The following is a 19,484-nucleotide window of genomic DNA, read 5'->3' as shown; positions in this document are numbered from 1 at the left end:
ACGTCAGCCGGTGGCCTTCGCCAGGCCCAGGGCGTAGTCCTGCCACCACTGGCCGGCCTTGGGGCCGCCCTTGCACTCGCCGTCGGACTCGCCCGGCCGCTTGACCCACAGGTAGGCGTCGACCAGCGGGTCGGCGGTCCGGGTCGTCGGGGTCTCACCCAGGGCGCGGCCGGGCGGGTTGCACCAGCGTTCGTCCGGATCGCCGCCGGTGTAGGGGCCGTTGCCGTTGCGGCTGGTGTCGATGACGAAGTGCTTGCCGCCGACCTTGGCGGACAGCCGCTTGCCGTAGGCGAGGGAGTCCTCGGTGGAGTAGAAGTTGGAGACGTTCACCGAGAAGCCGTCGGCGCGGGCGATGCCCGCCCGCTCCAGGGGCGCGAAGATCCGGTCGGGGTCCTGCCAGCCGGCGTTGCCCGCGTCGAGGTAGACCTTCGTGTTCTTCAGCGCCTTCAGCGCGGTGACCGCGCCTTCGAGGAGGTCGTAGCGCTCCTCGTGGTACTCGCGCGGGGTGCAGCCGTCCACGAGGTGGAGCAGCGCGTCCGGTTCGAGGACGACGGTGGCGGACCGGTCGCCGATGCCCGCGGCCACGCCGTCCACCCAGGCGCGGTAGGCGTCGCCGTCGGCGGCGCCGCCCTGGGAGTACTGGTCGCAGTCGCGGTGCGGGATGTTGTAGAGGACGAGCAGCGCGGTGCGGCCCGCCTCGTCGGCCGCTTCGGTCAGGCCCCGCGTCTGCTCCTCCGGGTCGTCCGGTCCGATCCATTCGGCGACCGGCTGTTCGGCGATGCGGCGGATCTGCCCGGCCTCCCGCTTCTTGCCGGCCTTCTCCAGGGCGGCCACCTGCCGTGCCGCCGTGCCGTCCGGGTTGACCCAGAACGGGGCGCTCCCCGGGGGCTGCCGGGTGTCCCCCGCACCCGCGGCCCCGGCGCCGTCCTTGCCGTCCCTGCCGTCCCTGCCGTCCCCTCCGTCGCCGGAGGAACACCCCGTGACCAGCAGTGCCGCCCCCAGCACCACCGCGGACGCCCGCCTCCCCCCAGACGCCCCGACCCCCCTGCTGCCGTACATCCCACTCCCCCTCGGGTACACCCGTACAAGGCTCAATCCTGACATACGTCCCGTGGCGCCCGTGGGTGCTCACTTCATGTACGCCGGTGCCGCCGATACCGCGCGATCAGCACCCGTCCGACACCCGGAGCCGTCGCGTCCGGAATTCTCAGCGGTGCCCGTCCTGCGGCCGATGATTCACCTCGGCTGCGTGATCGTTCCCCCTCGGCGAGCCCTTCGCCCCCCTGCGCTAACCTTCGTTCAAACCATGTCCCACTGCCGCGAGTTGTGGCGGTGGCCGGAAAAACTAAGGGGGGTGCGGCGCTCCGAAGTAGATACTTCGGTCGAGCTGCACGGAACCGCCGCTTCTTGCGTGGGCTGACCACCCCGCAGGCTTGGTCCCACACCCCCTCGACTGACGCTTTACATATGGGGGAATCGTTGCACAAAGTGGATTTGTCGATTCTCGGGCTCTCCACCCAAGAAGGTGACGTCTATCAGTACTTCCTGCACCACCATGGCGCGTCCCAGGCTCAGGCGGAGATCGAGGGCGTGTCCCGGTCAGCGGTGGACGGCGCGGTGGAGCGCCTGTGCCGGTTGGGCCTGCTGGAGATCGTCGAGGAGGACGAGGTCTTCGCGATCGCGCCAGAGGCCGCCGTCGACCGGCTCACCGATCTGCGCCTACAGCAGTTGCAGCGGGACTTGCGGGGTATCACCCGGTCCCACCGGCTGGTGGGTGAGCTGCGTGCCGCCCAAGAGCCGGGCGCCTTCCCGGCGGAGCGCATCGAGCGGCTGCGGGACACCACGACTGTGCGCGAGCGGATCGACCGTCTGGCCCTCTTCACCCGCAGGGAGATCCTCTCCGCCCAGCCGTCCGCCGGTCCCGAGCAACCGGCGCTCCTGCGCGCCCTGCGGCGCGGGGTGCGCGTGCGCGTCGTCGTGGCGGGCGAGGCGCTGCACCAGGAGTCGGCGCTGTCCCGGCTCCGGAGCCTCGCCCGGCACGGGGCCGAGGTGAGGGTGGTGGACCGGCTGGGCGAGCACATGCTCGTGTACGACGGCCGGATCGCGGTGGTGGCCGAGGACGCCCCGGACGCGTCACGCGACGTGCTGGTGGTCCAGGAGGGCAGTCTGGTCAAAAGTGTCCGCGCCCTGTTCGACAGGCTCTGGGACGGTGCCCGGATCCCAGTCGACGACGAGCGCCCGGTCACGGCCTCGCCCACGGAGGGCGAGCGGCAGATCCTCACCCTGATGTGCCAGGTCGGCAAGGACGAGGCCGGAGCACGGGCGATGGGTATCTCGGTACGGACGTACCGCCGGCGCATCGCGGAACTGCTGGCGGCTCTCGGCGCGGGCAACCGGGCCCAGGCTGCACTGATCGCGCGCGAGCGCGGCTGGATCTGACCGCGAGCGGCTCCGGAGAGCACTGTGCCCTCCGGAGCCGGCCCGAGGCATGCACCTGAGATCGTCTTCGCCGGTCAGATCCGGAGAAGGATCGAGGCGATGGTGACGGTGCGGTCTCGGCGAGCCGTCACGGCCCTTGCGCGTCCCGCGGGCCGTTAAGCGCGTGCCTCCAGGTCGGCAGTCGACGACCGCCTGACCGGCTGGTGAAACCTGACCCTGCCCTCCCTCCGGCCACGAACGTTCGGAAGGGCCCTCCCGGCCGGTCGGTGACGTACGTGCTTCCCGCTATCGCGGGCGTGACTCGGCGAGGACGTCGAGGCCGATCCGGTCGGTGTCGTCCGGTGAGCCGCCGATGCGGTGGATGAGCACCCAGTCCCCGGTGTCGGCGAACGCACCGGCGAAGACGGAGGCGTCCCGGGTGGCCCCGTTGTGCCAGAGCAGTCGGCCCGCCGTCTGCCACGCGGGGGAAGGAGCACCGAGTTTCCGCTCCACCAGCAGGCCGCTGACCACGGCGGCCAGGGCTCGGGGCGTGGCCCACAGACCACCGGCGGGCAGGATGGCCCCGCTCATGGTCCAGGCGGCGCGATGGCCGCCGAAGCGGCCCTTCGCCCGCAGGGTGCGGTCGGCGGGCGGGGCGACCAGCACCTCATCGGCGACGCCCAGCGGGCCCAGGACATGCCTGCGCAGCAGGTCCGGATACGGCTGTCGTGCGGCGGCGACGAGAGCCGCTCCCAGCACGGCGTACCCCAGGTTCGAGTACTCCTGCCGCAGACCGGCTGGGCTCGTCGAAATGCGGTCGAGCCGGGTGAGTGTCTCCTCCAGCGCCCGCGGGCCGAACGCGGCGTACGGGTCGCGGCTGAGGCCCTTCACCCCGGGGGGAGTGCGGGGCAGCCCCGAGGTATGTTCCATCAGGTGCCGCAGGGTGATGCCGGACGCGGGCGCCTGAGGCAGCCACCGCTCCACCGGGTCGTCGACATCCAGCAGCCCGGCCGCTGCCATACGCGTCAGGGCCGTTCCGGTGAGCACCTTCGTCAGTGAGCCGATCTCGACGAACCGGTCCGCTGCGTGGCCGTGCGAGGTGCGGGGCTCACGCCCCGGCCGCAGCACGCATTCCGGTACGGCGCGCCGGGGCAGCAGCGGGCTCACGGTCGCGCCGGCAGGGCCAGCAGCCGCTCCAGGAAGGCCTCCCGCTCCTGCGGCTTCGGACCGGAGCGCGCACCGGCGGACCGCCACCGCTCCGTGAGCACGTTGGGACGCAGTTCACCGGAGACGAACCGGGCCAGCAGCCGGTGAGAGAGCTCGACCTCCCGTTCGGTGTAGGCGACCGCGGCAGCCGAGTGAACGGCGTACTCGCTCTCTCCACCGGCGTGGGTGACGCACACCGTCATTCCGTGACCGGTGTCCGGGCCACCGAATCCCGCCATGGTCGTGGCCAGGTCGACGGCGGTACGCAGACGGCGCTGGAAGCCCGAGCGGGCGGGGGCGTCCGGCACGGTCACCCGCTCGGTCACGGACCAGCTCAGCGGTCCGGCTGCCGCGGTGCCGACGGGCGTGAGCCCTTCGTCGGTCAGGCGGACCCCCGTCCCCTCCTCACCGGCCGGGGCCCCGAGCCAGCACCCGTTCCGGTCGAACCAGAAGAGCCCGACCATCGTGCCCGTACCGGCTGACCCGTCAGGCCGTCCGTTCGGCGGTGTGGTCGGCCTGCTCTGTTCTGCCACTGATCGAACCCCTCTTCTCGGCGGTACGCGTCAAAACCCCTGTGTCTCCGGTGTTGTCGGCCGTGGTGAGCGGGGCGTCCCCTTCCGGCCACACCTTCCGGTCTCGTAGGACGCTGCTCAGCCGCCGGCCGGTTGCCCGGGCGCGCCGCAGTCCCGCGTCGACCCCCCTGCTGAGAAAGATCAGGTCGCAGGCCACCATGGTCAGCGCGAAGCTGGTCAACCCCATGAGCAGGGCGATGGACAGGTGCAGCCCGATGGAGCCCAGCGCGGCCCACGGCCTCAGGCTCCGGACGAGGACGCCGAGCGGGAAGTAGACCATGAAAAGCGTGGCACCGTAGGTGCCCGCCATGACCAGCAGGTCGTTCTCGTACAGCAGCCGGGAGACCCCCGGCCATTCGAACTCGGGTATGCGCAGCACATAGAAGAGGGCCGTTCCGTCCTGCCACATCCTGCCCTGGACCTTGTAGAGGCCGCTGACGATGTAGACCAGGCAGATCTGGGCGGCGACGGCGACGACGCCCAGGTTGTGCAGCGCGGGCGTCATGGCGCGCACCACGGCGGGCACGCGGCCGGACCAGCGCCGTACGAGGCCGGTGGAGAAGGAGAACCGGTCGTAGCAGTTGGTCAGCAGCAGCATGGGCAGCACGATGTAGGCGAGGTTGTCGCCCCCGTCGAGGATCAGCGGTATGCGCTGGTACACCGACCACAGAAACACCCAGTGGACGGCAAGGACCAGCCGGCCGCCGACACCGAAGGTGACCGCCAGCGCGGCGATCATGCCCAGGTGGAAGACGAGCTCGAACCACGCCCCCGACGTGCTGAGCGCGTAGAGGCTGAACGTGCCATTATCGTGCAGGCCGTCGATGAAGTCCTGCCACCGGTACACGCCCTCTGGGCCGAACAGGTAGCCGCGCTCACCGTAGTTGCCGGCGTAGAACATAAAGCCGATGAACCCAAGCAGGGCCCGCGTCCCGGACACCCCTGTCACAGCGGCGGGGGAACCGCTCAGGCGGTCCAGCAGCGCGGTGAAGCCGACGGTCCGGCCCATCGCCCCTCTCATTGCAGGTCACCCACCTTGTGCCAGTCCAGGTCCTCGACGTGGACCGGTTCCTTCGCCTTGGGGTCGTTGCGCTTGGACCAGGGGCGCAACTCGTGCACATACACCCGCACCTGGACCTTCTCGGGCTCGCCGTCGCACACGCCCGGCATCTGTGTGAGGGAGTAGCGGGCGAGGAACAGTTCGGCGCTCTCCCGGCTGCGCTTCTCGAAGGGGAGGGGTGGCAGGACGGGCTTGTCGCGCTCCGCCTCCTGCTGCCGCACCCGGTTCAGGAACGGGTCGCTGTTCTCCATGGACTGCATTCCGCCGGACACCAGCCGGGACATGCGTGAGGGAAAGAACCTGTCTTTCTGCGTGCGCTCGATATAGGGATTGGTCACGTCATAGAAGGGAGTTCTGTTTCCGCCGGAGCAGGAGGCCCGGGCGAGAATCCCGCGGTCGTCGGCCAAGGGTTCGGGAGCGAAAAGCAACCAGTCCTGCGTGAAATAGGGGCTGAGCGCACTGTTGACTTTGTCGCCATAGCGGATCTTGGCGGGGCTCAGCGGCGCCTGGGAGAAGGCTGCCAGAGCGAAGTACACGCCCAGGAGGGCAGCGCCGCACAGCAGCGCCGCCCTCCTGGCCACGGAGTGGTCCGTCACTTGTCGAAGATCGATTCGACGGACTCGGCCTGCGCGGCACCGGTGTTGGCCGGAGCTGAGCCGAGGCTGGCGATGCGGACCATGTTGCCCACCGAGTTGCGGACGGCCTTGGTACTGCCCGCCGCCTTGGCGTGGACATAGCCCTTCTCGGCAGCGCTCTTGGCGGCCTTGCCGGCCTTGGTGGCGGCCTTGCCGACAGCCCTGCCGGCCACCCGCACCAGACCGCCGATGGCGGCCGGCTTCATCTCCGGTTCGGCGTTGACGGCGGCGGCCTGCTGGACCGCCGGAGTCGTCGGCACGGCCGGCTGGGCCTGGGCCGAGACCTGGGTGGTCACCACCATGGCGGCCGCCCCCAGCATGAGGCCGGCTGCCGTGATGCCCTTCTTCATTTCTCTCCCCTGTTTTTGTTTTCACTGACCGATGGAATCGGCCGGCCGCAGGCCTTCTCGATTTCTCGCTTCTCCTGAACCGACTGAGAACCACCGGTGTGAAGCGATCATTACATCGCCGTGCCACTATTTCCAGGGGGGAACGCTTCAGCAAGTGGCAGCAGGTGGCTACTTCATGCCACGGCCTTTCGGCCCCAACGACGGCGCCCGACGAATGCCGAATTCCCGTCGCAGCGCTGAACAGGCCGCGAGATGACCGGCCATCCCGTGCACCCCGGGGCCGGGCGGAGTGGACGCGGAGCACAGGTACACACCGCGCAGCGGAGTGGTGTAGGGGTCGAGGCGCGCGGTGGGACGCAGCACGCTCTGGAGCAAGGTCATCGCTCCGGCGCCGATGTCGCCGCCCACGTAGTTCGGATTGTGGCTCTCGTAGTCGTGCGCGCTGATGCCGCGCTGCGCCACGATCGTCTCGGAGAAGCCTGGTGCGTACCGCTCGATGCGTGCACGCACCAGCTCGACCGCGTCACGGCGGTCCCCGTTCGGCACATGGGCGTACGCCCATACGGGCCGCTTGCCAGGTCTGGCCCGCTCGGGGTCGGCGACCGCGGGATCGACGACCAGCACGAACGGCTCGTCGGTGGCCCTGCCCCGGGCGGTGGCCGTCTCCTGGCGCCACATCTGTGCCTGGGTGCCGCCCAGGTGGACGGTGCCGGCCCGGCCGACGGCGGGATCGGCCCACGGGATGGGATCGCTGACGAGGAAGTCGGCCTTGGCGGCGCCGGGCCCGTACCGGAAGCGGGCCAGACGGCGCCGGTACCCGGTGGGCAGCCCGGGCGCAATCCGCGCGAGGCCCTTGGGTGTCAGGTCCAGCAACACGGCCTTGGGGCGACCGAGTTGGCGCAGGTCGGTGATGCGCCGACCGGTGTGGAACACCCCGCCGTGCGCCCGGATGTCATCGGCCAGCACCTCGGCCATGCGGACGCTGCCGCCGCGAAGCACAGGCCACCCGCCGCCGTGGGCCAGGTGCCCGAGCAGCAGTGCCACCGCGCCCGACGCCATGCTCGGCATCGGACCCACCACGTGCGCCGCCACCCCGGTGAGCAGGGCGCGCGCCTCCTCGGTGCGAAAGCCGTGCGAGGCCAGGCGGGTTCCGTGCGCGAGCGTACGCCGCGCGAAGGCGGACGCGACACCGAGATCACCGGGCAGCGCCCGCTGCGACGACAGCATCATTTCGACCACACCAGCGCTGTGCTCCAGCAGCGGCTCCATCAGCCGCCGCCAGCGCGGCCCGTCCGGCCCCAGCCCGGCGCACGTCTCCTCGAGGCTGCGGTGAGCCAGCGCGGCCCGACCGCCGTCCAGCGGATGGGCGTAGCTGATGTCGGGCGCCAGTGCCTCCACGCCGCGCGCGGCCAGGTCGAAGGCGCGTAGGAAGGGGGAGGCGACGGCCATGGGATGCACCGCCGCACAGATGTCATGGGTGATGTCCCGGTCGAACAGGGACGCGCCGCGCAGCCCGCCGCCGATGCTCGTCGCCTGCTCGTACAGGGTGACCCGCAACCCCGCCCGGGCCATCGTCACGCCGGCCGCCAGACCGTTGGGCCCGGTCCCGACAATCACCACGTCAGGGTCGCTCGCCACACTCTCCCCCGCACTCCTCAGCGTTCGCACGGGATCGATGGCACCACGGAGAACGCCCGGGACCTGCGGCGACGTCCGCAAGTGGAAGCGGAGATGCAGCATCGTGTCATTCGGCCGGCTTCCGTTGCCGCTCCCCAGCCCGCCCAAGCAGGATGGGCCGACATGAACGGGGAGAAGAAGCGCGTGGTCATGACGCGGATGCGCACACCCTGGTACGGCGCCGCTGTCGCGGCCGCCGTCTCGGTGGTCCTTCTCGGCACCTGGGCCGGCATGGGCACGGGACCGCAACGGGACATGGAACCGGACGAGATCTCCTCGGAAGCCGTGGCCGGCGTCCGGGCCGCGTCGTCGGTGCGCGTGCGGATGGAACAGTCGGGTCCCGAGGCGATGGACATCGATCTCGCCATGGACCGTGAAGGGCGGTGCGCGGGCCGGATCAGCTCCGCAGACGGCACCGCCGACGTCATCAGGATCGGCGGCACCTTATGGCTCAAGCCGGACGTCCACTTCTGGAAGACACAATTCGGCGACGGTGGCGAGGTGCCCCCGGCCTTGGAGAACCGCTATCTGCGCGGCGGCACCGAGCACGAGCAACTGCGCGGCATGGCCGCCCTGTGCGACCTCGGCGGCATCCAGCGCGCCCTCGCACGCGCGGTGGGCAAGGGCCCCTTCGTCTGGGCCGAGCCGGTCGCTTCCGAAGGCCGGTGGGCCAAGTCGGTCAGTGACAAGGCCGGTTCGGTGCTGGTCAGCACTGTGGGTGGCCCGAGGGCCCCCGGGCCGGTCAGGGTCGTCGAGCGGATCAAGGACCGCGACACCGTCACCACGACCTTCACCGACTGGAACCGGCCGGTTGCCGCGAAGGCGCCCGCCCCCGGCACGAGCATCGACCTGGACCGGCTCCCCTGAGCGCTACGCCCCCCTCCCCGTCAGGTACGCCGAGACCACCACGTTCGCCGTGTAGCTGCGGGTCGCCCGGTCGAAGCTGCCGCCGCAGGTGATCAGCCGCAGCTCGGCCCGCCCCGACTCGCGTGACCCGTACGCCTGGTGGGCGTCGAAGCGGTCGCGGGTGAGGACCTGGACCGACTCGACCGTGAACTCCGCGACCCGGGCGTCGGCCCGGACCACCCGGATCGTCTGGCCGGGGCGCATGGCGCTGAGCCGGAAGAACACGGCGGGCCGGGAGTCGGTGTCGACGTGGCCGACCATCAGCGCGGTCCCCCGGGCCCCGGGCGCCGCCCCTCCGGCGTACCAGCCGACCACGCCCGGCTGGTCGAAGGGCGGCGGGTCGAGGGCCCCCCGGGCGTCGAGGCCGCGCGCCACCACCGGGGCCTGGACACCGAGTCCGGGGATGTCGACGCGCTGCGGCACCGCGTCGCCCAGCGGCCGGTGCGCGGGCGGCAGCTTCACGTCCGGGGGGCGTCCGGCCGCGGCCATGTCACCGGTGGTGGGCGCCGAGATGCCGTGCCGCACGTCGGTGACCTCGCGGCCCCAGAGCCACAGCCCCAGCAGCAGCACCACCCAGGCCACGCCCGCGAGCATGCGGCCGGTGCCGGAGGGGCGCCGGTACGACTGTTCCAGGTCGGACATGGGTCAGCCCGTCCCCCGTCGCCTGCGGACACCACCGAGTACGACGACCGCGGCGGCGACGCCCGCCAGGACCAGGCCGGTCACGCCCTGGGCCGTGCCGGGCCCGGCCGCGCGCTCCCCGCCCGCCACGAGTCCCGCGGCTGCGCCACCACCGGCCCGGACGGGAGCGACGGGTGTGGCCGGTGCGCCCGGCGCCCGCTCGCCCTCGGCGGGAGCCGACGGCTGCCCGCCCCTGCCGGGCACGGGCGGCTGCCCCGCCGCTCCGGGAGCGGGCACGGACGACGACCGCGGGCGGCCGTCGCCGTCCCGGACGGTGAGGATGCCGGCCCGGGCGGTGTCCCCGCAGGCGATGCGCACCGGGTACCGGCCCGGCTCCAGCGTGGAGCGGACCCGGCTGTCACCGGTGAGCGTGCGGTCGCCGGCGACGGTGAGCCGGGCGTCCGCCACGAACGCCGGCGAGACGGCGACGGCCGTGCGCCGCGCGCAGTCGGTCACGCGCAGCGTGACGTCACCGCCCGGTGCGGGGGACGCCGGGGTCACCGTGACGCCCCCTCCGTCCGCCGCGTGCGCCGCCGGGGAGAGGAGAACCGCGGCCAGGACGCCGGTGCAGACAGTGACTTTCAGGGAACCCATCGTGAACCTCCAGACGCCTGGAGCCTCCCCCGCACGGTGGGCCGCCGCATCCGCAGGGACGCGGCGGCTGCTCCGTACGGGTGGTGACGGGTTTGGCCCGCGCGGGTGCCGGTGCCCGGGTCAGATCCGGTCGACGAGGTCGGCGATGGAGTCCACGACCTGCGACGGCCGGTACGGGAAGTCCTCGACCTGGTCGGGCCGCGTCAGGCCGGTGAGCACCAGGAACGTCTGCATCCCGGCCTCCATGCCGGCCAGCACGTCGGTGTCCATGCGGTCGCCGATCATGGCGCTGCTCTCGGAGTGCGCCCCGATGGCGTTCAGGCCGGTCCGCATCATCAGCGGGTTCGGCTTGCCCGCGAAGTACGGCTTCTTGCCGGTCGCCCGGGTGATCAGGGCGGCCACCGCGCCGGTCGCGGGCAGCGGGCCCTCGGTGGAGGGGCCGGTCTCGTCGGGGTTGGTGCAGATGAAGCGGGCACCGCCGTTGATGAGCCGGACCGCCTTCGTCATGGACTCGAAGGAGTAGGTGCGGGTCTCGCCGAGGACGACGTAGTCCGGCTCGTGGTCGGTGAGGATGTAGCCGATGTCGTGCAGCGCGGTGGTCAGCCCGGCCTCGCCGATGACGTACGCCGAGCCGCCCGGCCGCTGGTCGTCCAGGAACTGCGCGGTGGCCAGGGCCGAGGTCCAGATGCTCTCGACCGGCACCTCCAGGCCCATGCGCCGCAGCCGGGCGTGCAGGTCGCGCGGGGTGTACATGGAGTTGTTGGTGAGGACCAGGAAGGGCCTGCCGGACTCCCGCAGCTTTTTCAGGAAGGCGTCGGCGCCGGGGATCGGTACGCCCTCGTGGATGAGGACGCCGTCCATGTCGGTGAGCCACGACTGGATGGGCTTGCGGTCTGCCATGTGCGGGATCTCCTGCCGTACGCGGTCCAGCGTGCGATCCAGCCTAAACAGTGCCGGGATCTTGGGGAACGGCCCGTCCCCGGGTACCCCGTCTAACGGCGGCGGCGTGCGAGGAGCAGGGCGCCGCCCGCGGCGAGCAGCAGGGCCGACGCGGCGGCCGCGATCCGGACACCGGACCCGGTGCTGGCGAGTTCCTCCGCGAACGGGAAGCGGTCCTCGCGGGGCGGGGCGGAGGAGTCGGGGCTCGGTTCGGGCTCGGCGTCGGGCCGGTTCCCGGTGCCGGGGTCGGTGTCGGTGTCGGTGTCGGTGCCGCCCTCCTCGATCCGGAAGCGGTAGTCGCCGGACTGCCCCACCCAGTCGCCGTCGTCGTCGTGGCGCTGGACGACCGCCGCGTTGACGGTGACGTCGTTCGGCACGGCGTCCGAGGTGAGCGCGAGCCGCACCTTCACGGTGACGGTCCCGCCGGGGCCGACGGTGAACCCGCGGAAGCCGCCCTCCTCGTCGGAGAACGCCCCCACGAGTTCGTCCTCGCCGGTCTGCTCGAACCGCACGGGGTGGGCCCGCGGGCCGTCGAAGAACTCCAGCCGCGGCTGGGAGGGTTCCAGGGCGCGCTTGTCGTCGACCAGCACCACGACGGGGTGGATGTCCTCGCACGTCCGGTCGGTCGTGTTGGTCAGGTCGACGTACCAGGTACCGAACCCGCCGCCGGCCGTGTACGTGCCGGGTCCGCCGTGGACGCGGGTGGTGAGCGGGAAGGTGTGGTCGTCGGGCGCGGCACAGGCGGGCGCCGGGTCGTCCGCGTACGCCGGGTGGGCACCAGGGAGCAGGACGGCCGCCGCCGTCGCGAGGCAGAGGTGTACGGGCGTGCAGGGTCGCATGATGACGTGACCTTGCCGCGCGGGGCCTCCGGTACGTCCGCCGCGCCGGGAAGCCCCCCGAACGGCGGCGCGGAACCGCCCGCTCGGCGGACACCGCCCCCCACCCGCCCGCCCGGCACGCCCCCGCCGACCCCGCGCACGAACCCCCTCCGGCGCCACCGCCACCGTCCGCCCGCCCGGTACGACCCCACCGGACCCGCGCCCGAACGCCTCCGCTACCGCCGCCACCGTCCACCCGTCCGGCACGACCCCACCGGACCCGCGCCCGAACGCCTCCGGCACCGCCACCGTCCGCCCGCCCGCCCGTCCGGCACGGCCCCGCCTGCCCGTCTGGCACGGCCCCCGGGCCCGCGCAGGCGCCCTCACCCGCCCCCGCGCCCGAACACCGGCCCCAGCACCAGCTGCGCCGCCCCGGCCGCCACCACCCGGTCACCGCCCGGAGCGATCCGCACCGGCACCTCGTCCTGACCGGTGCGCCGGGCCCGGGCCGCCAGGACCGCGCCGACCCCGCGCACGAACGCCTCCGGCGCCGCCGCCACCGTCCGCCCGCCCAGCAGGACCACGTCGATGTCGAGCAGGCCGACCAGGTTCCCCGCCGCGGTGCCCAGCACCCGGGCCGCCTCCGCCGGGTCGCCGCGTTCCACCGCCGCCAGACACAGTGCCTCGACGCAGCCGCGCTGGCCGCAGGTGCACGGCGGGCCGTCCAGCCGGATCACCTGGTGGCCGAACTCCCCGGCCCCGGTCCGGGCCCCCCGGTGCACGGCGCCGCCGAAGACGAGCCCGGCGCCCAGGCCCGTGCCGAGGTGCAGGTAGGCGAAGGAGCCCGCCTCTCCCCCGGCGGCCAGGCCGAGGGCCGCCGCGTTGGTGTCCTTGTCGACGACCACGGGCATCGCGAGCCGATCCGCCAGGGCCTGCCGCAGTGGGAAGCCGTCCCACTCGGGGAAACCGGTCACCCGGTGCAGCACGCCCCGGGCGTGGTCGAGCGGCCCCGGCAGCGCGACGCCCGCGCCCAGCAGGGCGCCGCCGGACCCGTGTGCCGCCTCCCGCACCGCGCCCGTCACCGCCGCCAGTACGGATGCGGCTCCCGCGCCCAGGTCCAGCGCGGCCCGCCGCTCCCCGACCACGCTCCCGCGCAGGTCCACGAGCACGGCCCGCACCTCGTCCCGGTCCAGGTGGACGCCGACCGCGTGCCCGGCCTCGGGCACCAGCCGCAGGACCGTGCGCGGTTTGCCGCCCGTCGAGGCGCGTCGTCCCGCCTCCGCCGCGAGCCCGTCCTGCCGCAGCCGGGCCGTGATCTTGCTGACCGCCTGGGGGGTGAGACCGGTCCGCTCGGCGAGTTCGAGCCGGCTGATCCCGTCCTCCCCCGCGGTGCGCAGCAGGTCCAGGACCAGCGCGGTGTTGTGGCTGCGCAGGGCCGGCAGGTTCACCCCGCCGCCCGTGCCCCGCATGCCGCCCACTCCGCCCGTCCTGTCGTCCGCCCTGTTCACGCCCCCATTGTCCCCGGCGCTTGCACTTTGGCAACAGCGTTGCGAAAGTGGACGGCATGACTGGCACACCCACCGGCACCGCTTCCGGCTCGCCGCTCCGCGTCGGCCTCGTCGGCTACGGCCTCGCCGGCTCCGTCTTCCACGCCCCGCTGATCGCCGCCACCGAGGGCCTCGTGCTCGACACGGTCGTCACCTCGAACCCGGAACGGCAGCAGCAGGCGCGCGCCGAGTTCCCGGACGTCCGCCTGGCCGCCTCACCGGACGAGCTGTTCGCGCGGGCCGGCGAGCTGGACCTGGTCGTGGTGGCGTCACCGAACAAGACCCATGTGCCGCTCGCGACGACCGCCCTCGAGGCCGGTCTGCCGGTCGTGGTCGACAAGCCCGTGGCGGGCAGCGCGGCCGAGGCACGCGCCCTGGCCGCCCTGGCCGAGGAGCGCGGGCTGCTCCTGTCCGTCTTCCAGAACCGCCGCTGGGACAACGACTTCCTCACCCTGCGCAAGCTGCTGGACGAGGGCCAGCTGGGCGACGTGCTGCGCTTCGAGTCCCGCTTCGAGCGCTGGCGGCCCGAGCCCAAGGGCGGCTGGCGGGAGTCCGGCGACCCCGCGGAGATCGGCGGCCTGCTCTACGACCTGGGCAGCCACGTCGTCGACCAGGCCCTGGTCCTGTTCGGCCCGGCGGCCTCGGTGTACGCGGAGACGGACGTCCGCCGCCCCGGCGCGGAGACCGACGACGACACGTTCATCGCCCTCACGCACGCAAGCGGCGTCCGCTCCCACCTGTACGTCTCCGCGACGACCGCCCAGCTCGGCCCGCGCTTCCGCGTCCTGGGCTCCACCGCCGGATACGTCAAGCACGGCCTGGATCCCCAGGAGGCCGCCCTGCGCGAGGGCCGGCGCCCCGGGCCCGGCTGGGGCGTGGAGCCCGAGTCCCTGTGGGGCCGGGTGGGCGCCGGCGAGTCCCCGGTGACCGGCGGCGGCCGCCCCGAGCCGACCCTGCCGGGCGACTACCCCGCCTACTACGCCGCCGTGGCGAAGGCCCTGCTCGAGGGCGCCCCCAACCCGGTGACGGCACGCGAGGCGGCCGCCGCCCTGGACGTACTGGAAGCCGCCCGCCGTTCGGCGCGCGAGAAGGTGACGGTGACCCTGTGACCGCCCGGAACACCCCGCACACCCAGGAGCTCGGGCCGAAGTTCCACCCGGAGCTGACCCCGAGCCTGGAGGAGCTGGAGAAGCAGGAACGCCGCCTGGTGTTCCGCCGGTTCACCCACGACGACGCCTGGGCCCTCGGCTCGCTGCTGGTCGAGCTGGCCCGGGAGCGGCAGGCCCCGGTCGCCGTGGACATCCACCGGGCCGGACAGCAGCTATTCCACGCCGCCCTGCCCGGCTCGACCCCGGACAACGACGCCTGGATCGCCCGCAAGCGCCGGGTGGTCGAGCGGTACGGCTCCGCTTCCTACCTGGTCGGCGCCCGCTTCCGCGCCAAGGGCACGACCTTCGAGGAGTCCTCCCGCCTCGACCCGGACACCTACGCGGCCCACGGCGGTTCCTTCCCGATCACCGTCGAGGACGTGGGCGTGATCGGGGCGGTGACGGTGTCCGGCCTGCCGCAGCTCGACGACCACCGGCTCGTGGTGGAGGCGCTGGAGCGGTTCCTCGACCGCTAGGGGTCGTCCGCCCAGCCCGGCGGAATCAACCCCGGCTCCCTCCGGTTGGCACCTGCCGTACGCAGCACCTGGCGCCCACCGGAGGGAACGGACAGATGAGCACGCCCGTCAAGGAAGCGGTCGGCCGGTACGGCGTCTGGAGCGTGGGCCTGCGCTCGGAGGACCCGCAGCGGCGCGGGGAACTCACCGAGGCCGCCGCCGAACTGGAGGAACTCGGCTTCGGCGCGCTCTGGCTGGGCGGCAACTCCTCCGCGGCCAACGCCGCCCCGCTCCTCGACGCGACCTCCCGGATCGTCGTCGGCACCAGCATCCAGAGCATCTGGGAGCACGAACCGGCCGCCACCGCCCGGGCCTTCGCGGACCTGGAGTCCGCGCACCCCGGCCGGTTCCTGCTCGGCCTCGGCGTCAGCCACGCCCAGCGGGTGGAGCAGTACGCCCGCCCCTACACGGCCCTGGTCGGTCACCTCGACGCGCTGGACGCCGCCGGGATGCCGGCGGACCGGCGGCTGCTGGCCGCGCTCGGCCCCAGGTCGCTGCGCCTGGCCCGCGACCGGGCGGCGGGCTCGATCCCGTACCTGGTCACCCCCGAACACACCGCGCACGCCCGGAAGATCCTGGGTGACGGCCCGCTGCTCGCCCCCGAGCTGGGCGTGATCCCCGAGCGGGACCCGGACCGCGCCCGCGCGCTGGCCCGCGCGTTCCTGGAGCTCTACCTGCCGCTGCCGAACTACACCGGCAACTTCCTGCGGCACGGCTTCACCGAGGACGACCTGCGCGACGGCGGCAGCGACCGCCTGGTGGACGCCCTGTTCGCCTGGGGCGACGACACGGCGATCCGCACGAAGATCGACGCGTTCCTCGACGCGGGAGCGGACCACCTGGCCCTCCAGGTCCTGGACGGCTCCCCGCGCGACGCCCTCCCGAGGACGGCGTGGCGGAACCTGGCTTCGACGCTGGCGTGAGGGGAGCGCACCGTGTCGCGCCCTGAGGGGCGCGGGGAACTGCGCGACCGGCCACGGACTGCCCGCAGCCGCGTACGGACACGGAGTTCCCCGCCCCTCCCAGCGGAGCGCTACGCGTCCTTGACCTCCTGCCGCTGCCGCCCGAGCCCCTCGACCTCCAGCTCCACGACGTCCCCGGCCCGCAGGTAGGGCTTCGGCTCGGGCTGCCCCATGGCCACGCCCGCCGGCGTCCCGGTGTTGATGACGTCTCCCGGGTACAGGGTCATGAACCGGCTGACGTACCGCACGACCTCCCCGACCGGGAAGATCTGCTCGGCGGTCGTCCCGTCCTGTTTCAGCTCCCCGTTGACCCACAGCCGCAGCGACAGCGCCTGCGGATCGGGCACCTCGTCCGCGGTCACCAGCCACGGCCCCAGGGGATTGAACGTCTCGCAGTTCTTGCCCTTGTCCCAGGTGCCGCCCCGCTCGATCTGGAACTCCCGCTCGGACACGTCGTGCGCCACCGCGTACCCGGCGACATGCGCCCGCCCCTCCGCCGCCGACTCCAGGTACCTGGCCGTCCGCCCGATGACGACGGCCAGTTCGACCTCCCAGTCGGTCTTGCGGGAGCCCCGGGGCACGAGCACCGTGTCGTCGGGGCCGACCACCGTGTCCGGCGCCTTCATGAACACGACCGGCTCGGCGGGCGGTTCGGCCCCGGTCTCGCGGGCGTGGTCGTGGTAGTTCAGCCCGATGCACACGATCTTGCCGATCCGCCCCAGCGGCGGCCCGATCCGCAGTCCGGCCGCATCCAGGACGGGCAGCGTGCCGGCGTCGGCGGCCGCCCGGACCCGGGCGAGCGCCTCCTCGTCGGCGAGCAGCGCGCCGTCGACGTCCGGGACGACACCCGACAGGTCCCGCAGGATCCCGTCGGTGTCGAGCAGCGCGGGCCGCTCCGCCCCGGCCGTACCGACTCGCAGCAGCTTCATGATCAGTCTCCCTCGATCGCGGGCGCCCGTCCGACGCGCGCGACCCGGATGCGGCGGGGAGCCATCGGCAGGGCTGGTCGATCCTCCAAGGTCGGGGTGCAGTCCGCAATACCCCGTTCACGTACTGGACCCCGCACCGCCGGGTCAGCGGTACAGCGCGGCCCGCTCCATGACGCTCCACGTCGTGCTGGTGACGACGTACAGCGCGGCCGCCAGCGGCACCACGGCCACGGTGACCAGCGTGAAGAACGACATGAACGGCATGACCCTGGCCACCGCCCCCGCCCCGGGCACCTGTTCGGCGTCCCCGGACGGCAGCACCGGGTTGGCGGCCATCATGCGCTTGCTGAGCCGGTAGCTGAACACGGCGACGCACGCGACCACGGCGAACAGCCCCACGTACACCAGCCCCGCCCCGCCGAACAGCCCGCTGTCGAGCGCGTCGGCCCACCGCCCGCCGAGCGGTGCGGCGAGCAGCCGGTGACCGAGCAGCCCGTTGGCCTCGCCGCCGAGCGTGTCGCTGGAGAACAGGTGGTAGAGCAGGAAGAAGGCGGGGACCTGGAGCAGCCCGGGCAGGCAGCCGGCCAGCGGCGAGACCTTCTCCTCGGTGTGCAGGTCGAGCACGGCCCGCTGCAGCTTCTCGGGATTCCCGGCGTGCTTCCTGCGCAGCTCGGCGATCCGCGGTTGCAGCGCGGTCCGCGCCTTCTGGCCCCGCGCGGCGGCCCGGGACAGGGGATGGACGAGGAGCCGTACAAGCGCGGTGAACAGGACGATCGCGGCGGCGGCCGCGGAGGCGCCGAACAGCGGCTGGAGCAGGTCGGCGAGCTGCTCGACCAGGTGAGCGAAGACGGACATGGGTGAGCCCTCCGGGGGTCTCGTCGTGCCGGAATCGGAGAAGGCGGCATGACGACCCGCGCGGGATCGGCCCCATGGAGGCCCGGAAGTCCCTGGACTCCCCGAGGGGTTCCCTACGCGACGGTCGCCCGGAGGGCGTGACCGGGCGCCCGGGGCCGGGTGCGCCCCCGGGCGTCGGGATCACGCTGGGGCAGGAAGGCCGTACGGCGGTCGCGGTCCCGGATGGCCGTGCGCACCCGGGTGCGCGGCACGGCGGGCGCGCAGCGCGAGGCGACGACGGAGCAGACGGCGAGGGCGGCCGAGGCGGCGGCGGTCGCGGCGAGGGCGACGGTGGCGAAGAGGCTGCCGGTGTCGAGCAGCAGCACCCCGGCGACGAGGAGGAACAGCGCGAGGACGGGACGCAGCGCGGACCTGGTGCGGTTCACCGGCTGCCCCTCCTCCCCTGTGCGTATCTGCTGACCGTATCTCTGCTGACGTTATACAAGATCGCCCTCCCGGCCGGACCGGGGTGTGGACGCCGGTGCAGGAGCGGGAGCGGGAGCCGCGCCGCACGTCCGTCATCGGGTCCGGCCTGCGGATCTCTCACGCTTGTCACCTCCCGGCAGTACGGTGTCCCCCATGCGCCCCGACACGCCTGCCGAAAACGTCGACCACACCGCCGAGGCGGCACGCCTGGAGCGGACCGCCGGCCTGTACCCCGAGGACGCCGAGGCCCTGCTGCTGCGGGCGGCTGCCCACCTGGAACTGTCCGGCGACCGCCCCAGCGCCACCAAGCTCTACGACCGCCTCCTGGCCTCTCCCGACGGCCTGGACAACCCGCACCTGGTCCGCGCCCTGAAGGCCTCGAACCTCTGGGAGTACGGCCACGAGGCCGAGGCCCGGGCGATCATCGAGGGCGTCCGCGCCTCGGCCCCCCAGGACCCGGCCCCCTGGGTCATCGTCGCGGAGGCCCTGGAGAACCACGACGAGCTGGAAGCAGCGCACGAGACCTTCACGGAGGCGGTGCGCCACCTGCTGACGGACGTGGCGCACCCCGCGCAGCCGACCCACCCGCTGCTCTTCGGCCGCCACCGGGTCCGCCGCATGCTGGGCCGCTCCCACGACGAGTGGGACGCCCTGGCGGACTCGGTGCACTCCCTGCCGGTCTCCCTGGACGAACTGCACGACCCCAAGCGCGTCTGGTCCCTCGGCTCGGAGAACCCGGCGGAACTGGAGGCGGAGATCCTCCGCCTGCGAGCGGAACTGGGCGCGTACCGCGCGGCGCTGTCCCGCCCGTTCCCGGTGGCGATCCTGCACTGGCCGGCGCCGGAACTGTCGGAACTCCTGGAGGCGTACCCGGCGCTCGCCGAGGAGTACCCGTCCCAGGAGGAGCACCTGGCCTCGATAGAGCGCGCCCTGCGGGAACTGTCCGCCTCCGGCACCCCGAACCTCGGCATCGTCACGGGCACGGTCCCGTCCTACGAGGCCTTCGCGGCCTCGGAGGGCAGCTCCCCGGGGGACCCGACGCTGCTCCCCCAGTACGCGACGACGCTCGCGGCCCGGGGGCGAGCAGTGGCGTGGCCGCCGCAGGACGGCTCGAACTGCTGGTGCGGGTCGGGGCGGGCGTATGGGGAGTGCCACGGCCCGACCGCCTGACCTCGCCCCCTCACGGCAGACTGCCACTGAGCCGCCC

The 19,484-nt window shown here is 73.1% G+C and carries 21 protein-coding genes; 6 read left to right on the top strand and 15 right to left on the bottom strand.

The genetic code is table 11. From position 1 onward, the window contains the following. Positions 1-3: 3 nt before the first annotated feature. Positions 4-1,059: a glycoside hydrolase family 6 protein gene (locus ACH4C6_RS20905; protein WP_398110086.1), complete on the bottom strand. Its 1,056-nt coding sequence runs from the start codon at positions 1,057-1,059 to the stop codon at positions 4-6. A 435-nt stretch (positions 1,060-1,494) separates the two neighbouring features. Here ACH4C6_RS20905 and ACH4C6_RS20900 point away from each other — a divergent pair, with 435 nt between their 5' ends. After that, positions 1,495-2,439: a helix-turn-helix transcriptional regulator gene (locus tag ACH4C6_RS20900; RefSeq protein ID WP_398110085.1), complete on the top strand. Its 945-nt coding sequence runs from the start codon at positions 1,495-1,497 to the stop codon at positions 2,437-2,439. A gap of 285 nt (positions 2,440-2,724) precedes the next feature. Here the strand turns inward: ACH4C6_RS20900 and ACH4C6_RS20895 are convergent, their stop codons facing one another. From ACH4C6_RS20895 to ACH4C6_RS20870, 6 genes are all read right to left on the bottom strand, one after another. Next, positions 2,725-3,585: a serine hydrolase domain-containing protein gene (locus tag ACH4C6_RS20895; RefSeq protein ID WP_398110084.1), complete on the bottom strand. Its 861-nt coding sequence runs from the start codon at positions 3,583-3,585 to the stop codon at positions 2,725-2,727. Further along, positions 3,582-4,088, bottom strand: a complete 507-nt coding sequence (locus tag ACH4C6_RS20890; RefSeq protein WP_398110083.1) for a hypothetical protein — start codon at positions 4,086-4,088, stop codon at positions 3,582-3,584. The genes ACH4C6_RS20895 and ACH4C6_RS20890 overlap by 4 nt, the downstream gene beginning before the upstream one ends. Positions 4,089-4,110: 22 nt before the next feature. Continuing rightward, positions 4,111-5,205, bottom strand: coding sequence for a hypothetical protein (locus ACH4C6_RS20885; protein ID WP_398110082.1), 1,095 nt, complete (start codon positions 5,203-5,205; stop codon positions 4,111-4,113). 8 nt (positions 5,206-5,213) lie between these two features. After that, positions 5,214-5,852: a DUF5819 family protein gene (locus ACH4C6_RS20880; protein WP_398110081.1), complete on the bottom strand. Its 639-nt coding sequence runs from the start codon at positions 5,850-5,852 to the stop codon at positions 5,214-5,216. Then, positions 5,849-6,241 (bottom strand): hypothetical protein, encoded by a 393-nt coding sequence (locus ACH4C6_RS20875; protein ID WP_398110080.1) that lies wholly within the window; start codon positions 6,239-6,241, stop codon positions 5,849-5,851. The genes ACH4C6_RS20880 and ACH4C6_RS20875 overlap by 4 nt, the downstream gene beginning before the upstream one ends. 168 nt (positions 6,242-6,409) lie before the next feature. Further along, complete coding sequence (locus tag ACH4C6_RS20870; RefSeq protein WP_398110079.1) at positions 6,410-7,981, bottom strand: phytoene desaturase family protein; 1,572 nt, start codon at positions 7,979-7,981, stop codon at positions 6,410-6,412. 60 nt (positions 7,982-8,041) lie between these two features. Here ACH4C6_RS20870 and ACH4C6_RS20865 point away from each other — a divergent pair, with 60 nt between their 5' ends. Continuing rightward, positions 8,042-8,785: a hypothetical protein gene (locus ACH4C6_RS20865; RefSeq protein WP_398110078.1), complete on the top strand. Its 744-nt coding sequence runs from the start codon at positions 8,042-8,044 to the stop codon at positions 8,783-8,785. 3 nt (positions 8,786-8,788) lie between these two features. On the opposite strand, the gene ACH4C6_RS20860 is transcribed toward ACH4C6_RS20865, so the two are convergent. From ACH4C6_RS20860 to ACH4C6_RS20840, 5 genes are all read right to left on the bottom strand, one after another. Next, the gene (locus ACH4C6_RS20860) at positions 8,789-9,466 is read right to left on the bottom strand and encodes a class F sortase (protein ID WP_398110077.1); all 678 of its coding nucleotides are present in this window, start codon (positions 9,464-9,466) and stop codon (positions 8,789-8,791) included. A gap of 3 nt (positions 9,467-9,469) precedes the next feature. Beyond that, the gene (locus ACH4C6_RS20855) at positions 9,470-10,099 is read right to left on the bottom strand and encodes a hypothetical protein (protein ID WP_398110076.1); all 630 of its coding nucleotides are present in this window, start codon (positions 10,097-10,099) and stop codon (positions 9,470-9,472) included. A gap of 120 nt (positions 10,100-10,219) precedes the next feature. Then, on the bottom strand, positions 10,220-10,999 hold the full coding sequence (locus ACH4C6_RS20850) for an HAD-IIA family hydrolase (protein WP_398110075.1): 780 nt from the start codon (positions 10,997-10,999) through the stop codon (positions 10,220-10,222). A 92-nt stretch (positions 11,000-11,091) separates the two neighbouring features. Next, positions 11,092-11,877, bottom strand: coding sequence for an LPXTG cell wall anchor domain-containing protein (locus tag ACH4C6_RS20845; protein WP_398110074.1), 786 nt, complete (start codon positions 11,875-11,877; stop codon positions 11,092-11,094). A 362-nt stretch (positions 11,878-12,239) separates the two neighbouring features. Continuing rightward, a complete protein-coding gene (locus ACH4C6_RS20840; RefSeq protein WP_398110429.1) occupies positions 12,240-13,325 on the bottom strand; it encodes an ROK family protein in 1,086 nt (361 codons plus the stop codon). 95 nt (positions 13,326-13,420) lie between these two features. Here ACH4C6_RS20840 and ACH4C6_RS20835 point away from each other — a divergent pair, with 95 nt between their 5' ends. From ACH4C6_RS20835 to ACH4C6_RS20825, 3 genes are all read left to right on the top strand, one after another. Continuing rightward, on the top strand, positions 13,421-14,512 hold the full coding sequence (locus ACH4C6_RS20835) for a Gfo/Idh/MocA family oxidoreductase (protein WP_398110073.1): 1,092 nt from the start codon (positions 13,421-13,423) through the stop codon (positions 14,510-14,512). After that, complete coding sequence (locus ACH4C6_RS20830; protein WP_398110072.1) at positions 14,509-15,027, top strand: heme-degrading domain-containing protein; 519 nt, start codon at positions 14,509-14,511, stop codon at positions 15,025-15,027. Before ACH4C6_RS20835 ends, ACH4C6_RS20830 begins: the two co-directional genes overlap by 4 nt. Before the next feature lie 95 nt (positions 15,028-15,122). Further along, positions 15,123-15,989 carry an LLM class F420-dependent oxidoreductase gene (locus tag ACH4C6_RS20825; RefSeq protein ID WP_398110071.1) on the top strand — a complete coding sequence of 289 codons (867 nt, stop codon included), beginning with the start codon at positions 15,123-15,125 and terminating at the stop codon, positions 15,987-15,989. 110 nt (positions 15,990-16,099) lie between these two features. On the opposite strand, the gene ACH4C6_RS20820 is transcribed toward ACH4C6_RS20825, so the two are convergent. The 3 genes from ACH4C6_RS20820 to ACH4C6_RS20810 all read right to left on the bottom strand — a co-directional run bounded on the left by ACH4C6_RS20820 (position 16,100) and on the right by ACH4C6_RS20810 (position 18,237). Further along, a complete protein-coding gene (locus ACH4C6_RS20820; RefSeq protein ID WP_398110070.1) occupies positions 16,100-16,957 on the bottom strand; it encodes a fumarylacetoacetate hydrolase family protein in 858 nt (285 codons plus the stop codon). A gap of 144 nt (positions 16,958-17,101) precedes the next feature. After that, complete coding sequence (locus ACH4C6_RS20815; protein ID WP_398110069.1) at positions 17,102-17,812, bottom strand: YidC/Oxa1 family membrane protein insertase; 711 nt, start codon at positions 17,810-17,812, stop codon at positions 17,102-17,104. 113 nt (positions 17,813-17,925) lie between these two features. Continuing rightward, positions 17,926-18,237 (bottom strand): DUF6412 domain-containing protein, encoded by a 312-nt coding sequence (locus ACH4C6_RS20810; RefSeq protein ID WP_398110068.1) that lies wholly within the window; start codon positions 18,235-18,237, stop codon positions 17,926-17,928. Positions 18,238-18,430: 193 nt separating this feature from the next. Here ACH4C6_RS20810 and ACH4C6_RS20805 point away from each other — a divergent pair, with 193 nt between their 5' ends. Then, a complete protein-coding gene (locus ACH4C6_RS20805) occupies positions 18,431-19,447 on the top strand; it encodes an SEC-C domain-containing protein (protein WP_398110067.1) in 1,017 nt (338 codons plus the stop codon). Positions 19,448-19,484: the final 37 nt, after the last annotated feature.

Origin of the sequence: Streptomyces sp. NPDC017943, assembly GCF_044328425.1 — a bacterium.
Classification (GTDB): domain Bacteria; phylum Actinomycetota; class Actinomycetes; order Streptomycetales; family Streptomycetaceae; genus Streptomyces; species Streptomyces djakartensis_A.
The sequence above is the reverse complement of the archived record's forward strand: the minus strand, read 5'-3'. Positions and strand labels throughout refer to the sequence as shown.

Excerpts from the sequence above, each read along its gene's own strand:
- ACH4C6_RS20855 (WP_398110076.1), bottom strand. The coding sequence starts at position 10,099 with ATGGGTTCCCTGAAAGTCACTGTCTGCACCGGCGTCCTGGCCGCGGTT.
- ACH4C6_RS20905 (WP_398110086.1), bottom strand. The coding sequence starts at position 1,059 with ATGTACGGCAGCAGGGGGGTCGGGGCGTCTGGGGGGAGGCGGGCGTCC.
- ACH4C6_RS20805 (WP_398110067.1), top strand. The coding sequence starts at position 18,431 with ATGCGCCCCGACACGCCTGCCGAAAACGTCGACCACACCGCCGAGGCG.
- ACH4C6_RS20870 (WP_398110079.1), bottom strand. The coding sequence starts at position 7,981 with ATGCTGCATCTCCGCTTCCACTTGCGGACGTCGCCGCAGGTCCCGGGC.
- ACH4C6_RS20865 (WP_398110078.1), top strand. The coding sequence starts at position 8,042 with ATGAACGGGGAGAAGAAGCGCGTGGTCATGACGCGGATGCGCACACCC.
- ACH4C6_RS20825 (WP_398110071.1), top strand. The coding sequence starts at position 15,123 with ATGAGCACGCCCGTCAAGGAAGCGGTCGGCCGGTACGGCGTCTGGAGC.
- ACH4C6_RS20815 (WP_398110069.1), bottom strand. The coding sequence starts at position 17,812 with ATGTCCGTCTTCGCTCACCTGGTCGAGCAGCTCGCCGACCTGCTCCAG.
- ACH4C6_RS20890 (WP_398110083.1), bottom strand. The coding sequence starts at position 4,088 with ATGGTCGGGCTCTTCTGGTTCGACCGGAACGGGTGCTGGCTCGGGGCC.
- ACH4C6_RS20860 (WP_398110077.1), bottom strand. The coding sequence starts at position 9,466 with ATGTCCGACCTGGAACAGTCGTACCGGCGCCCCTCCGGCACCGGCCGC.
- ACH4C6_RS20835 (WP_398110073.1), top strand. The coding sequence starts at position 13,421 with ATGACTGGCACACCCACCGGCACCGCTTCCGGCTCGCCGCTCCGCGTC.
- ACH4C6_RS20885 (WP_398110082.1), bottom strand. The coding sequence starts at position 5,205 with ATGGGCCGGACCGTCGGCTTCACCGCGCTGCTGGACCGCCTGAGCGGT.
- ACH4C6_RS20840 (WP_398110429.1), bottom strand. The coding sequence starts at position 13,325 with ATGCGGGGCACGGGCGGCGGGGTGAACCTGCCGGCCCTGCGCAGCCAC.
- ACH4C6_RS20875 (WP_398110080.1), bottom strand. The coding sequence starts at position 6,241 with ATGAAGAAGGGCATCACGGCAGCCGGCCTCATGCTGGGGGCGGCCGCC.
- ACH4C6_RS20850 (WP_398110075.1), bottom strand. The coding sequence starts at position 10,999 with ATGGCAGACCGCAAGCCCATCCAGTCGTGGCTCACCGACATGGACGGC.
- ACH4C6_RS20845 (WP_398110074.1), bottom strand. The coding sequence starts at position 11,877 with ATGCGACCCTGCACGCCCGTACACCTCTGCCTCGCGACGGCGGCGGCC.
- ACH4C6_RS20820 (WP_398110070.1), bottom strand. The coding sequence starts at position 16,957 with ATGAAGCTGCTGCGAGTCGGTACGGCCGGGGCGGAGCGGCCCGCGCTG.